The sequence below is a fragment of the Lactobacillus sp. ESL0681 genome, from assembly GCF_029392835.1.
Lineage (GTDB): Bacteria > Bacillota > Bacilli > Lactobacillales > Lactobacillaceae > Lactobacillus.
This window is the reverse complement of the sequence record NZ_CP113943.1, coordinates 282,472-297,690: the sequence shown is the minus strand read 5'-3', so window position 1 is coordinate 297,690 and position 15,219 is coordinate 282,472. Positions and strand designations below refer to the sequence as shown.

The window sequence follows — 15,219 nt, the reverse complement described above, 5'->3', positions numbered from 1 at the left end:
TCGGTGTCTTTTAGTTAATTATTGCCATTTGCGTTGTCACTAACAACTTGACGACCCTTGTAATAACCTTTAGGTGAAACACGGTGACTCAAACGATATTCACCAGTAGTTGCATCATAATGCATTGCTGGAACAGTTAACTTGATATGGCCACGACGCGAACGTTTCTTTTGCTTAGAAGTATGTCTCTTAGGAACTGCCATTTACTTGATCTCCTTTATTGTAGATTTAAGTTTTAATAGCACCAGTTAAAGTGCCACTAAATTACCTCACGTGTTTTAATAATACTATTGTATCGTAAATAAATCAAGATTTATTAGTCATTCTTACGTTGATTATGTCGATTTGATCCCCAAAACCAACCAAATAAGACCCCTATTATCAACATAACTACCAATACAATAATTAAAGGTAATTTAAACTCAAACAATCCGAAGCTAATCGCTACTTTATTAGTATTGAGTACAACAAAAATTACTGCTAATAACAATAAAACTAAACTAGCGATTAACTTTATTTGTTGTTTTCTATCTTTCACTTTTAGGCCTCTACTTTCTGGATGCAAATTTTAATGATAATGCATCACCAATTTGCGGAAACAGATTATACAATTTAGCCATCACTGCTAAACTAATTGGTAAATTGAGTTCACGCTTATTGCTACCAAAGTAATGCACTACCTGCCAAGCAACGTCATCAGGATCAAGCATAAATTGTTGGACATTTTTAACATAATTACCACTCTTATCCGCGATATTAAAGAAATTAGTATAAACCGGACCCGGATTAACAGTCATTACCTTGATACCAAATGGTTTTAACTCTAATCTTAAAACATTAGAAAATTGAATAACAGCTGCTTTTGAGGCACTGTATGCAGCTGATTTTACCGTAGGAATTTTACCAGCAATTGATCCAAAGTTAATAATCTGACCTTGCTTTTGATCCATCATTACCCGACCAATTAGCCGTGTAAAGTACATTAAGCCAAGTACATTAACTTGAAACATTTCCGTAACTTCTCGACGCTCTGTTTCCATAAATTGTTCAAACTTACCAAAACCTGCACAGTTAACTAAGTAATCGACATGCTTAGTAACCTGAATGATTTTATTAAAAGTTGCATCAATTTCACTACTCTCACCAATATCAGTGGGAAAACTATAAGTTGCTGCACCAGAAACTTCTTGGGCTTCTGCTGCAATTTGCTCTAGTTTAACCGCATTTCTGGCAATTAAAATGACGGTAGCGCCGCGTCCAGCTGTTTCTAAGGCAATTGAACGGCCAATACCACTTGACGCACCAGTTACAACCACTACTTTATTTCTTAACGAATCGCTCATTATTTTTCACCTTTCATCGGAATCTCCACCCGATCAAAATCATTCGCTAATTTGGTATTAGCAAATACTTTCTTCGCTTGTTTTTCTAGATGATGAGCCTTAGCTCCTAAATATCTTGCTGAAATATGATCTAAGTATAGGCTCTTAACACCATTATCGCACGCAATTTTAGCCGCTTCAACTGCTGTGGAATGATAATAGGCATGTGCTAAATTAGCTTCATTACCTGCAAAAGTAGATTCATGAACTAACACATCAGCATTTTTAGCTAATTTAGCAATTGTTGGCGTTGCTCGAGTATCATATATAATCGTCACAATTCGCCCAGGCTTGTTAGGTCCCAAGAAATCATTGCCATCTAATATAGTTCCATCACTTAATGCTACCTGTTCACCATTTTTTAGTTTACCCAGTAAAGGACCGTTAGGAATATTATATTGTGCTAACTTTTCCATTAGCAATTCACCTTGATGCTCCTGCTCAACTACCCGAAAGCCAAAACTAGGCACTCTATGAGCTAGTTTTTCCGCATATACCTTGAAGCCTTTGCCTTCATAAATAAGACCCCCCTGCTCAAGTTGTACAAATTTAATCGGATAAGATATCTTTGTTCGCGATACTCGTAATGCTGTACGCACAAATTGTTCTAATCCAGCAGGACCATAGATAGTTAACGGACCAACTTCTCCTTGAAATGACCTCGTTGCCAATAATCCAGGTAGGCCAAAAATATGGTCACCATGATTATGTGAAATGAAAATTTTAGTAATTTTGCGCATTCTAATATTAGTCCGTAAAATTTGATGCTGAGTAGCCTCTCCCACATCGAATAACCAAATCTCATTTATCTCATCAAGCATTTTTAAGGCAATGCTTGAGACATTGCGCTGCTTTGACGGCTGACCTGCCCCTGTACCTAGAAATTGTAATTCCATCTACTTTTCCTGTTCTAAAACTTTGCATGCTTAACTACTGTTTTAGCAATATAAGCACTATAATACTTGGATCCAATCGTTGTTGGATGTGTTCTATCTTGATAAAACCATTTTTCATGTGGCTTAGCATAACCGTACCAATCAATTACAGTTAGATTGTGATAGCGCTTAGCTGCTTTAGTTAACAACGCATTTACTGGAGTTTGCCATGATCTAGTCGGAACATGGACATTGATCCAAAAAACTTGCTTTTTAGGTCCTAATTGTTTCATTATTTGGGCTAAATCTGTCATTGAAAATGGACCATTAGTTCCTAGTCCAATTAAAATGTTATTAGCTAAAACACCCTGCTTCTGATATTGATTAAGCAAACTACCTGCAATATTAACCTGACGTGAAACTGCCGCATCAATGATTGCCTTAGGCATCAATTGCTTTAAATCAGCACTGGATCCAGCCATGACTGAATCACCGATCGCAGTCAGCTGCACTTTTTGCAATAATTGCAAATCAACTTGCGATATCCCATATTTTCTAAAAGATCGGTTAACCGGTCTTTTTTTAGCAGTCTTTTTAGCTTTGTTGATTAATTTAGTTCTTTGACTAGGATGTTTTTTGGCTTTTTTAAGGTTAGCGATCAATGCTTGATTATCTTTGTTCTGTTTTTGACGATTAGTCTTAATTCTGCGCGCTAACTGTGATTTATTAAAGTCATCAGCTTTAACAGCTGGAGAAACACCAATCGCAATACTTCCAATTAAAAAAATAATCCCAGCAATTAAGATTTGACCTTTTATAACATAATTTTTGTTATGCAAGTCGAATGCTTTAACCAAGCATTGTTTAACCTTTGACCAGGTTATTTTGCCTAAAGGACGTTCGACTAAGCGATATGATAATTCACTTAATACCAAAATTAGTACTACTTCGATCATCCTGTATAATAAAACATGATCGGCCATGTTCAAAACTTTATCTTCGAAAAAAATCATTACTGGAAATTGATAAAGATAGATACCATAGCTGCGTGAACCAAGCCAATTAAATAATGGATTAGTCAGCCACTTATTCCAATGGCTCCCTGGATGAGCAACAATACCAACTAGAACAACTGTAAAAATTGTAAATAACAGCATTCCGCCATAATAGGGAAAGGCTGTTTCCGCATTCATACCAGAACTAAAAAACAATCCTAGCATTCCTAGCAACGCTACTAATCCAACTCCATCTAATAGAAGACTATCACTTGGCTTAACCGTATCCTTTAAATCTGCAATTGGCCAAACCACTGCTAAAGCAGCACCTAAACCCAATGCAAAAAAGCGCGTATCAGTACCATAATAGATCCGGTTGATATCAGTACCTGTATGATACATTATTGCCATCTCAAGTGCAGATGCAAGCGAGCCTACTAAAATAATCCAAAAGATCGGTTTTCTTTTTTTAACTAATTTGATCAGCAAGAAAATGATTATTGGCCATAAAAAATAAAATTGACCATTTATTGACATTGTCCAAAGATGAGTAAAAGGGGATTCATTGGTCGCAAATCGTTCAAAATAACTTTGACCATTTAAAATTTGCCAAAAGTTATAAACATTAAACAGATTGGTGACAACGACTTGCCCTAGTTTAGCTAATAGGTTTCGTTGAAACAGAATGATATAGGCTGCAGCAGTCCACAAAAGCGCAATTAGTGCAGGGTAAAGCTTTTTTAGTCGACCTAAATAAAAGGTCTTAATATCATAAAATCCTGTTTCTCGATAGGACTTGAGTATATGATCAGTCACTAAATAGCCGGTTAATGTAAAAAAAATCGGCACTCCCAGATAACCACCAACAAAAGTATTAGGGTCCAGGTGATATAAAATCACACCAATAACTGCCAATGCTCTAAGTCCAGAATATCCCGTAATAAACCGATTTTTTGTCATATTTTCAAACTTTTCTATTTTAACTATTTATTATTGTACAAATTCAAAGGTAAACGTACCGATAATCACATCATCACCATCGACAGCACCTTTTTGACGTAAAGCATCATCCACACCCAAATTCTTTAATTTACGTGCTAAGCGCATCACACCATCGTGGTAATCAAGATTAGTCCGCTCAACTAAACGTTCTAAACTTTCACCTTTTACTTCAAAAACATGCTCTTCTAACCTAGTAACAGTAAATTCATGTTTCTTAGGTGCTTCGTATTTATATTCTTTAACTTGGTCAACTGTTTGTTGCTGAACCACCGCTTGCTCATTTTCAACCTGATCGACAATAGTTGCAGTTGCCTGCATGAGAATTTCAACACCTCGATGAGACACACTCGAAATTGCATAAACTGGTTCATCGATTCCAGCTTCAACCAAGTCATGCTTAAACTCAATTAATTTTTCTTGGGATCCGGCCAAATCCATTTGTGAAGCAACAATTAATTCCCTTTTATTTTGCAAACTTGCATCATAAGAAATTAATTCCTTGCGAATCGCTTGATAATCTGCAATCGCTTTGCGACCATTATTGGGATCCATTGAGACTAAATGTAAAATTACTTTAGTACGTTCAATATGACGCAAAAATTGAATTCCTAAACCAACACCTGTACTGGCACCTTCAATTAGTCCAGGCAAATCGGCTAATGAGAAATCACGACCGTCAGGTAAAATGACCATCCCTAAGTTAGGAGTCAAAGTAGTAAAGGAATAGGCAGCTATTTTGGGTTTAGCCTTGGTTACTACTGACAACAATGTTGACTTACCAACAGAAGGAAAACCTACTAAACCAACATCTGCTAGCATTTTCAATTCTAATCGCAGAACTCGATCTTCGCCTGGTTCCCCATTTTCGGCAATTTCAGGTGCAGTATTAACACTAGTAGCAAAATGGATATTACCGCGACCACCGCGACCACCGCGAGCAACTTCCAACTCTTGCTTATTTTCAGTTAAGTCTCCGATCTCTTCATTGGTATCAAAATCGTAAACAGTTGTACCTATTGGCACACGTAAATATAGATCCTTAGCACCACGCCCGTATTGAGACTTGATACGGCCATTCTCACCATTAGCTGCCTTAAATTTACGTCGATAGCGAAAGTCCATTAAGGTTCTTAAGCCGCTATCTGCAACAAAAATAATACTACCACCATGACCGCCATCGCCACCGGCTGGGCCTCCATTGGGAACATATTTTTCATGGCGGAAAGCAACCATACCGTCGCCACCTTTACCGGCTTGTACTTCAATCTTAGTTTGATCGACAAATGTGGGCATGTTATTTCTCCTCCGTCTTACCTAACTTAAATACTATACCACAAAAGAGGTCAACAATCGTGGTAAAAATCATCTATCTCAAAAACTATAATGTTAATTTAATCGTCTGTGCTTGAGGTAAAGTTAAACCTGCTGAACGTAATTCATCAATCGATGCTTCTTTGATTTTTTTAATTGAACCAAAATGACGCAACAATTTATTTCTACTTTTCGGACCAATTCCTTTAATTGAATCCAACTTGCTTGATAAAGAATTTTTGGCATGCGTCTTTCGATGAAAAGTGATCGCAAACCGGTGTACTTCATCCTGAATTCGAGTCATAAGATAGAATCCTTGAGATTTAGGATCCATAGGAATTAATTTTAAGGGAATACCATTAATTGGGTCACCAAATAACAAGTGATTAGTCCGGTGCTTATCATCTTTTACCATTCCAGCTACCGGAATATTGAGATTTAATTCATTATGAAGAACATCTTGGCAGGCTTCTACTTGAATCTGTCCTCCGTCCATCAAAATTAGGTCGGGCATCGCTTGGTGTTCACGCAATAAACGGCCATAGCGTCTACGTACTACTTCACGAGTATTTCGAACTTCATCTCCACCATTTTGGTGTTCTACTTCCCCTTTTAATTTGTATTTACGATAAGCATTCTTTTCTGGTTCACCATCTTTAAAAACAACCAAAGCAGAAACGGGATCAACACCCTGAATGTGTGAATGATCGAAGCTCTCAATGATATGACCATATGGTAAGCCTAGAGCTTTAAAGATTTCTTGTTGAGCTCCTTTGGTTTTACGATTATCAAGTTCTAACAGCCGAAATTTGTCATCTAGTTTTAGCTTAGCGTTATCCTTAGCCATCTCAAGTAATGAGCGCTTTTGTCCTCGCTGTGGCGTTCTAACAGGAACATGTAAAACTTCAGACAAGGCCTCATTATCAATTCCTGTTGGCACTAATACTTCTTTGGGTAAAATGCGATTTTTTTGACCGTAGAATTGAACAATAAATGAACTAAAAGCATCTTCTGGATCATCTGTATTAGTTAAGGGATACATCCGTGTTTCTCTACGTAACAACTTTGCCTGCCTTAAGAAAAAAATCTGAATTGAAATCCAAGACTTGTCTACATAAAAATTAAAAATATCACGTTGAGTACTATCATTAGAAATGATTTTTTGTTTCTCAACTGTCTCTTCAATATACTTCAACTGGTCACGAATATCAGCTGCACGCTCAAATTCCAACTTTTCAGATGCCTTTAGCATTTTTTGGTTTAAATCATGCTTAACCCAGTCAATATCACCATTTAAAAAGCTTTTTATTTTTTTAATTTGTTTATCATATTCATCCTTAGGTACCGTCTTAAAACAAGCTCCCAAACATTGCCCCATATGATAATACAAACAAGGTCGTCCCTGCTTACCAGTGCACCGTCGCAAAGGAAATACTTTTTGAATAAATTTTAATGTTGCCTGTGCAGCGTAAACATTAGGATATGGCCCAAAATAATACCCACCATCCTTATGAACAATACTAGTAAGTTTAGTCTGCGGATCACGTTCATTAGTAATCTCAATATATGGATATCCTGTACCTTGTTTGAGCTGCACGTTGTAGTATGGCTGATAACGCTTAATCAGTGTAACTTCAAGTAAAAAAGCCTCCTTATCAGTTGAAACAGTAATGATATCGTAATCTCGAATTTCTTGAACTAATTCTGCCCTTCGACCATATTGTTTACTTTTAAAGTAAGATCGCACTCTGTTTTTAAGATTTTTTGACTTACCAACATATATAACTGTACCATTAATGTCTTTCATCAAATAACAACCAGGTTTGGCAGGTAAAAGCTTTAATTTGTTTTCTATTAATTCTGTTGCCAAAAAATCACTCCTTAAAATTGCCTTATTATTCTAGCACAAATTCGAGTTTTTACCCATTTGTCAAAAATTGCTTTACATAATTTTTATTATTTAAAGCAAATTAAAAAACTTACTACTAGTTATTAGCTTCTTTTTTTATTATAATGATAAAAACGAAAGGAAAATAAAAATGGGCTTAACTTTTAAAAAACAAGATGAATTAGAAAAATTATTTGATAAATTTGCAACCGTTCCTGAGGATAAAAAGAAAAAAATTAAACAGAAAAATAACCAAAATAAAAAAGACAATTAAAAATGGCTCTCACTTTTGAGAGCCATTTTTATTTTTTAAACTAAATCCTCAATCCAGTTACCCAATTCCTTAACATGCAACTTATTAACTGCACTATAAGTAAGTACATTGACATTTTCGTATGACAGATCCAGCTTTTTATTTAAATTAGCCATAATTTTGTTAACTTGGCTTTTTTTTACCTTGTCAACTTTGGTACAGACAAGCAAAATTGGGAGGTTTAAGTATTGAACATAATTATACATAGTTACATCATCTTTAGTTGGCTCATGGCGTGAATCAACTAGTAAGATTAATCCCTTTAAATTCTCCCTGGTTTCAAGATAATCCTGAATCATCTCGCCGAACTGCTCACGCTGTGTTTGAGAGACTTTGGCATAGCCATAACCTGGTACATCAACTAAATAAAAAGCTTCATTAATGATATAAAAGTTAAGAGTTTGGGTTTTACCAGGTCTAGCAGATGTCCTAGCTAAATTTTTACGATTAAGTAACGAATTAATCAAGCTAGATTTGCCAACATTAGAGCGACCAGCAAGTGCGATTTCTGGTAAATTATCTTTTGGATACTGATCCTCGCGAACAGCACTAATCGCATAATCACTACTTTTAATGATCATTAGCACTTACCTGATCACTAGTTGCTGTTGTTCCATCAGTTGCCTTTTTCCGAATAACTCGTGGTTGTGCCTGTTCCGTGATAACCTTTTTAGTAACTTCAACCTCAGCAATATCTGATTGACTAGGAATTTGATACATAATACTCATCATCGCATTTTCGATAATTGTTCTTAAACCACGCGCTCCCATATCGCGTTCAATAGCTAGATCTGCAATCGCAGTGAGTGCTCCAGCAGTAAAGTTTAGCTTAACTTCATCGAAGGATAATAATTTCTGATATTGTTTAACTAGAGCATTTTTTGGTTCAGTTAGAATTCTAACTAAATCTTTACTATCAAGTTTATCTAGTGTAGCAATAATGGGAATTCGACCAATAAATTCAGGGATCATTCCAAATTTAACCAAATCACTAGTAGTTAAATGCTGTGTCCAAGAATCATCCTGTACCTTATCCAATTCATTTTCAGCACTAAAACCAATTATCTTTTTACCGAGACGTCCTTTAACAATTTGCTCAATTCCATCAAAGGCACCACCGACGATAAACAGAATATTAGTAGTATCAATTTGAATTAGTTCTTGTTGCGGATGTTTGCGACCACCTTGTGGTGGAACTGAAGCGACGGTTCCTTCTAATATCTTCAACAAAGATTGCTGAACACCTTCACCAGATACATCTCTAGTGATAGAAACATTTTCTGATTTTTTAGAAATTTTATCAATCTCATCAATATAAACTATTCCACGTTGTGCTCTTTCAATATCATAATCAGCATTTTGTAACAGTTTCAGCAAGATATTCTCAACATCTTCACCTACATAACCAGCTTCAGTTAGTGTTGTGGCATCAGCGATTGCAAATGGAACATCCAAAATACGTGCTAAAGTCTGTGCTAAATAGGTTTTTCCTGATCCAGTAGGTCCTATCAAAGCAATGTTAGATTTTTGTAATTCAATAGATGAATCAACGTCCATTTGGCTAATACGCTTGTAATGATTATACACGGCGACTGATAATACCTTCTTGGCACGCTCTTGCCCAACTACATATTGATCAAGCTGCTGCTTAATCTCCATTGGCTTTGGCAAATCTTGCATCTTTTTAAATGAATCTGACTTTAGTTCATCATCAATGATTTTTTTAGACAAACCGACACATTCATTACAAATATAAACACCATTACCAGCAATCATTTTTTTAACTTGATCTTGTGTCTTACCACAGAAAGAACATTTAATTTCTTCTTGATCAGTAAATTGTGTTGCCATACTATTCCTCCTAAAAACTCCATGTTTAAGAGTATCATAAAATCTGACAAGTAGACAAGTATCAGAATTATTTGCTTAAAAATAAAAAGGCAACTAAATAGTTGCCTCCTCATTAAAGATTTAATTAATCTTTGTCATCACTTTTTTCTTCTTTGATTTTTGATTTTGCGACTTGCTTAGCATTGTCAGCAACCAAATCAATTGCCTTACGAACGTTAATGTCATGTGAGAGCATTTCGTCTGTCAAAGTGCTACGAACAGTTTTTTCGTCCATATTGTATTCGCTAGCAAGATCCTTAATCTCTTGATCAAGTTCTTCTTGTGATGCTTGTAAATTTTCTTGCTTAACAATTGCTTCAAGAACCAGATTAGTCTTAACTCTTTGATCAGCGTCTTGACTAAATTGACTGCGTAATTGGTCTTCTGTAGTATTAGTAATCTTGTAATACATGTCAGGACTAATTCCTTGGCGTTGCATATTACCAAGATATTGGTTCATTTGAGTTGAAACATCTTCTTGAATCATTGCATCAGGAATTTCATCAATTGTAGCATTGGCAACTGCACCTTCAATGGCTGCTTGCTCAATTGCTTCTTTGGCTGCAGTTTCTTTTTGTTCTTTCAAGTTTTTCTTGATCTTATCTTTTAATGCATCAAGGGTTTCAACTGAATCATCAACATCTTTGGCAAATTCATCATCTAATTTTGGTAGTTGCTTAGATTTAACTTCATGCACCTTAGTTGCAAAGTGGGCTTCTTTACCAGCCAAGTCTTTAGCATTGTAATCTTCTGGGAAAGTTACTACTACGTCAACATCATCGTCAGCTTTATGACCAATAAGTTGATCTTCAAAACCAGGAATAAAAGTATTAGACCCAAGTTCAAGTGCATAGTCATCAGCTGCGCCACCATCAAAGGCTTCACCATCAATAGTACCCTTATAATCAATGGTTACTGTATCACCTTTAGCTGCTGCGTCTTTTTTAAGCACTAATTCAGCGTTCTTTTCACGGTCTTTTTCAAGTTCAGCATCAACGTCTTTAGCGTATACGCGTGTATTTTGCTTAGGAACTTCAATTCCCTTATAGTCACCTAATTTTACTTCTGGCTCAACAGATACAACTGCTTTCATCGTCCAGTCTTTGCCACTTTCCATTGACACAGGCAAAATTTGTGGTTGACCAACAGCAGAAATATCTGCTTCTTTAACTGCTGCAGAATATGCATCAGGTAAAACAATGTTTAAAGCATCTTCATATAGAGCTTCTTCGCCATAATATTGATTAAAAATAACTCGAGAAACGTGTCCCTTTCTAAAGCCAGGAACACGTAAGTTATTCTTTACTTTTTTGAAAGCTTGATCTAAACCACGTTCAATTTCAGCTTGAGAAATATCAAAAGTCAGTTCTCCAGCAGTCTTTCCAGTTTTATTCCATTTTACAGACATTAATTAAATACCTCCAATGTCAAGTTACTTTGCTTAGTTGCGTACTAAATTATCTTACATTAAACGCCCACAAAAAACAAATTTAGGCAAAAAAAGATGTACTTCTATGAAGAAGTACATCTCTCTAAACTGTTTTGTTAAAAACTAGTCAAGAATTTCAGTAACTTGACCAGCACCAACAGTACGACCACCTTCACGGATAGTGAACTTAGTACCTTTTTCAATGGCTGCTGGTTTAATCAAGTCAACAGTGAATTCAGTATTATCACCAGGCATAACCATTTCAGTACCTTCTGGTAATTCAATTTCACCAGTAATATCAGTAGTGTGGAAATAAAATTGTGGACGGTAATCTGAGAAGAATGGAGTGTGACGTCCGCCTTCGTCCTTCTTCAAAACGTAAACTTGACCCTTAAACTTGTTATGAGTTTGGATTGAGCCAGGTGCAGCCAATACTTGACCACGTTCTACTTGATCACGATCAATACCACGAAGCAACACACCAACGTTATCGCCGGCTTCACCCAAGTCTAAAGTCTTGTGGAACATTTCCAAACCAGTAACAACTGATTTACGAACTTCTTCAACAATACCAACGATTTCTACTTCGTCACCGACTTTAACTTGACCACGATCAATACGACCAGAAGCAACAGTACCACGACCAGTGATAGTGAAGACATCTTCAACTGGCATTAAGAATGGCTTGTCAGTTTCACGTTCTGGAGTTGGAATGTATTCATCAACAGTATCCATTAACTTCATAATGACGTCTTGTTGTTCTTTATCGCCTTGTAAAGCCTTCAAAGCTGAACCGCGAAGTACTGGAATGTCATCACCAGGATAATCGTATTCAGTTAATAAGTCACGAACTTCCATTTCAACTAGATCTACTAGTTCTGGATCGTCAACTAAATCAATCTTGTTTAAGAAGACAACGATATGTTCAACACCAACTTGACGAGCAAGCAAGATGTGCTCACGAGTTTGTGGCATAGGACCATCAGTTGCAGCAACAACTAAGATGGCACCATCCATTTGAGCAGCACCAGTAATCATGTTCTTGATGTAGTCAGCGTGACCTGGAGCATCCATATGAGCGTAGTGACGCTTTTCAGTTTCGTACTCTACGTGAGCGGTATTAATAGTAATACCACGTTCTTTTTCTTCTGGAGCAGCATCAATTTCTGAATAATCTTCAGCTTTTGCCAATCCTTTTTCTGATAAAACTTTAGTAATAGCCGCAGTTAAAGTTGTCTTACCATGGTCAACGTGACCGATAGTACCAATGTTTACGTGTGGCTTCGTTCTAACGTAATGTTCTTTTTCTGCCATTAAAATGACCCTCCTGTAAATTTGCAAGAAGTCCGTTGAGTTAGTAACGGATAGTTCTCTGTTGAATATTGTACTACTTTCATCGGCAAATGCCTAGTATTTTAATGCATAGAGCCATGCCTAATGAAAACGTCCTTTGCTATTATACTAAATAGCATAAAAAAGTAAAGCCCTTTTGCCTAAATTTATTTGGGTAAATTTTGATAAATTTGGTCAAATAGTTGCTGATGTCCCCTACCGTCATGGTTTTCAAGATAAGATGCTAAATCACTTGCAAAACTATCTGGTTCGTCAATATATTTATGCAACTTTGGATAAAGGCTACCTAAAACCAAGTTTACTTCACCTAGTACAGATGGCAATTGATTGGGTCGATGATAATAACGAGAACCAATTGCCGAAACTACTTCTTGATAAATTGAGCCCTTTTCAAGTAGTTCAGTAGTCTGCGGTATAAATTCCTCTAAATTTCCCATTATTAACACTTTGATTGATTCAGTTACACCTAGGCGCACTAGATCCTCACATAGAGAAATGCGCACAGCAAACAGCAGTGACGGATCCAATAATAAACTTTGGGCAAAAGTTTTAAAATTGGTCAAATCTAATTTAAAGAGCTGTTCATAATCATACTGTGAAATTTGCTTTTTCTGTCTAAAATCTCGCATAATTTCCTGCTGAACTGTCTGATCGATAGCTGTAATTGAAATAGCTATTTTATCACTACTTAGATTTTGCAATTCGAGTGCCTCAATTACAAAATGATTCGCTTGCAAAACTTTGCGATACTCATCGAATAATGCACTATCTGTAAAAAGATCTGTCTCTTCTTTGATCAAAGCATATGCGGCATATGGTTCAGAGTCTTCAAGATACAGTTCACAAAGCTGCAATACAATTTTCTGTGTACGCTTGAGTTGCAAAGCCTGTTCCAAATAATCGATTGCTTGCTTAAATTCGCCTGCTGCTTCACTTTTTAGAGCTAATTTAAATAAATTTTCTTGACTTGGTGAAGGCATAATTAATCTTTCTTGACTATCTTCTGACCAGTACTATTCAGATCTACTGGATGATGAGAGTTACGTTGGTCACCATCAGGTTTATTATTGCGCCTTTGCATTGCACGATGACGATTTTGATTGACTTCCATTACTACAGGTAAAACCACTGGACGACGATTCGTCTTTTTGTACAAAAATCTCTCTAAATCATTACGTACATCTTGCTTAATCTCTGTCCAATCAAACTTCTTATGTTCAAAATTATTGTTAATTGTCTTTTTAATTAATTCAACACTATCATGCATCAGCTGATGATTAGCCTTAATGTAGACAAAACCCCTACTAGTAACCTGTGGCTGCGCAACAATTTTCTTTTTACGCCGATCAATAGTTACCACAGCAATAAAAATCCCATCATCCGACAAGACTTCTCGGTCGCGTAAAACAATATTACCAACATCGCCAATGCCTGAGCCATCAATCATTGTATCTTCGCCTGGCACAGGGTCAGTTAAGTACAGTTTTTGCTGCTTAAAGTCATAATTTAAGCAATCACCATTTTTGGTAATAAAAATATTTTCCGCTTTAATACCTGCCTTTTGCGCCAAGGTTTTATGAACTTCTAGTAATCGATATTCACCAATAACTGGAATTACGAATTTCGGCTTTAATGTGTCAATCAACAATTGCAAATCACGCCCGGTAGCATGTCCTGTCGTATGTTTTTGACGACCTAATTCAATTACTGTGCCCCCGGCACGATAAACTAAGTCACTTGTTTGAGCTACCATAGTTTCCACTGCATGTGATGGCGTAGTTGAAATAAAGACTAAGTCACCTTGATGAATAGAAATCATACTGTGACGCTTTTGGGCCATTTTCTGAAGCGAATTTAGTGGTTCTCCCATTTGGCCTGTTTCCAAGATGACTGTCTTATTTTCAGGAGTAGTTTTTAGATCTTTGACGCGCATCAATAGTCCTTTAGGGACATCCAAATACCCTAGTTCCATTGCCGTACGCACAATTTTAGCTACATCACGTCCTGTTAACAGCACTCGCTTATTGGTTTTAGCTGCTGCATTAAGTACTTCTTGTATTCTAAGTAAATTCGAAGCCTTAGCTGCAACTATTACCCTGCCTTGTGCATTACGAAAAACATTGGTTACATAATCACCAATATCCTGCTCAGAGACATTGGGTGCAGTTGACTCAGCATTGGATGAATCACTCAGCAAGGCTAAAACGCCCTTTCGTGCTATTTCAGCCAAGCGATCTAAATCTGTGCGATACTTTGGTGCAGCAGTCGGATCAAACTTAAAATCACCAGTATATACCACTTCTCCAGCAGGAGTATGAACATCAATTCCTAAAGAATCTGGGATCGAATGCGTTGTATGGAAAAACGAAATATTCGCATGTTTAAAATCGATTTCTGTCTCTGCATCGATTATATGAAATAGACTATTTTTACAACGTTTATTTTCCCTTTTAACCGTAATTTTAGCCAGTTCGATTGTTAAGCGTGAACCAAAAACAGGAATATCATACTTTCTCAAAATATATGGTAAAGCGCCAATTGAATCAGCATGTCCATGAGTTAAAAAGATGCCGACAACTTGATCTCCATATTGTTCAAAAAAATCTAGATCTGGTATTACCAAATCGATTCCAAACAAAGAACTATCAGGATACTTGAGTCCAGCATCAAGAACAAAAATTTCATCATTGACTTGCACAGCGAACATATCTTTTCCTTGTTCACGTACGCCGCTCAAAATCATTATCTTAACTTGATCAGCCATTTTATTTCCTTTTCTAT

14 protein-coding genes are annotated in these 15,219 nt (G+C 36.4%); 1 reads left to right on the top strand and 13 read right to left on the bottom strand.

Going from position 1 to position 15,219, the window contains the following annotated elements; translation table 11 throughout:
- Positions 1-14 precede the first annotated feature (14 nt).
- From rpmF to uvrC, 7 genes are all read right to left on the bottom strand, one after another.
- Positions 15-203, bottom strand: coding sequence for a 50S ribosomal protein L32 (rpmF, locus tag OZX59_RS01590; protein ID WP_277126396.1), 189 nt, complete (start codon positions 201-203; stop codon positions 15-17).
- A 113-nt stretch (positions 204-316) separates the two neighbouring features.
- Positions 317-538 carry a LapA family protein gene (locus tag OZX59_RS01585; protein ID WP_277126395.1) on the bottom strand — a complete coding sequence of 74 codons (222 nt, stop codon included), beginning with the start codon at positions 536-538 and terminating at the stop codon, positions 317-319.
- Between the two features lie 10 nt (positions 539-548).
- Positions 549-1,343, bottom strand: a complete 795-nt coding sequence (locus OZX59_RS01580) for an SDR family oxidoreductase (RefSeq protein WP_277126394.1) — start codon at positions 1,341-1,343, stop codon at positions 549-551.
- On the bottom strand, positions 1,343-2,278 hold the full coding sequence (rnz, locus tag OZX59_RS01575; RefSeq protein ID WP_277126393.1) for a ribonuclease Z: 936 nt from the start codon (positions 2,276-2,278) through the stop codon (positions 1,343-1,345). Before rnz ends, OZX59_RS01580 begins: the two co-directional genes overlap by 1 nt.
- A 14-nt stretch (positions 2,279-2,292) precedes the next feature.
- Entirely contained in the window at positions 2,293-4,212 is a 1,920-nt protein-coding gene (locus OZX59_RS01570) for an acyltransferase family protein (protein WP_277126392.1), read from the bottom strand.
- Between the two features lie 30 nt (positions 4,213-4,242).
- Entirely contained in the window at positions 4,243-5,547 is a 1,305-nt protein-coding gene (gene obgE, locus OZX59_RS01565) for a GTPase ObgE (protein WP_277126391.1), read from the bottom strand.
- A gap of 85 nt (positions 5,548-5,632) precedes the next feature.
- Positions 5,633-7,435, bottom strand: a complete 1,803-nt coding sequence (uvrC, locus tag OZX59_RS01560) for an excinuclease ABC subunit UvrC (RefSeq protein WP_277126390.1) — start codon at positions 7,433-7,435, stop codon at positions 5,633-5,635.
- Between the two features lie 169 nt (positions 7,436-7,604).
- On the opposite strand from uvrC, the gene OZX59_RS01555 reads away from it, so the two are divergent.
- Positions 7,605-7,727, top strand: a complete 123-nt coding sequence (locus tag OZX59_RS01555) for an SPJ_0845 family protein (protein WP_277126389.1) — start codon at positions 7,605-7,607, stop codon at positions 7,725-7,727.
- Between the two features lie 35 nt (positions 7,728-7,762).
- On the opposite strand, the gene yihA is transcribed toward OZX59_RS01555, so the two are convergent.
- The 6 genes from yihA to OZX59_RS01525 all read right to left on the bottom strand — a co-directional run bounded on the left by yihA (position 7,763) and on the right by OZX59_RS01525 (position 15,202).
- Entirely contained in the window at positions 7,763-8,347 is a 585-nt protein-coding gene (yihA, locus tag OZX59_RS01550; RefSeq protein WP_277126388.1) for a ribosome biogenesis GTP-binding protein YihA/YsxC, read from the bottom strand.
- Positions 8,337-9,617 (bottom strand): ATP-dependent Clp protease ATP-binding subunit ClpX, encoded by a 1,281-nt coding sequence (gene clpX / locus OZX59_RS01545; protein WP_277126387.1) that lies wholly within the window; start codon positions 9,615-9,617, stop codon positions 8,337-8,339. Before clpX ends, yihA begins: the two co-directional genes overlap by 11 nt.
- Before the next feature lie 124 nt (positions 9,618-9,741).
- Entirely contained in the window at positions 9,742-11,064 is a 1,323-nt protein-coding gene (gene tig, locus OZX59_RS01540) for a trigger factor (RefSeq protein ID WP_277126386.1), read from the bottom strand.
- A 144-nt stretch (positions 11,065-11,208) separates the two neighbouring features.
- Positions 11,209-12,399 (bottom strand): elongation factor Tu, encoded by a 1,191-nt coding sequence (gene tuf, locus OZX59_RS01535; protein ID WP_277126385.1) that lies wholly within the window; start codon positions 12,397-12,399, stop codon positions 11,209-11,211.
- 185 nt (positions 12,400-12,584) lie between these two features.
- Entirely contained in the window at positions 12,585-13,418 is an 834-nt protein-coding gene (locus OZX59_RS01530) for a tetratricopeptide repeat protein (protein ID WP_277126384.1), read from the bottom strand.
- 2 nt (positions 13,419-13,420) lie between these two features.
- Positions 13,421-15,202, bottom strand: coding sequence for a ribonuclease J (locus OZX59_RS01525; RefSeq protein ID WP_277126383.1), 1,782 nt, complete (start codon positions 15,200-15,202; stop codon positions 13,421-13,423).
- Positions 15,203-15,219 lie beyond the last annotated feature (17 nt).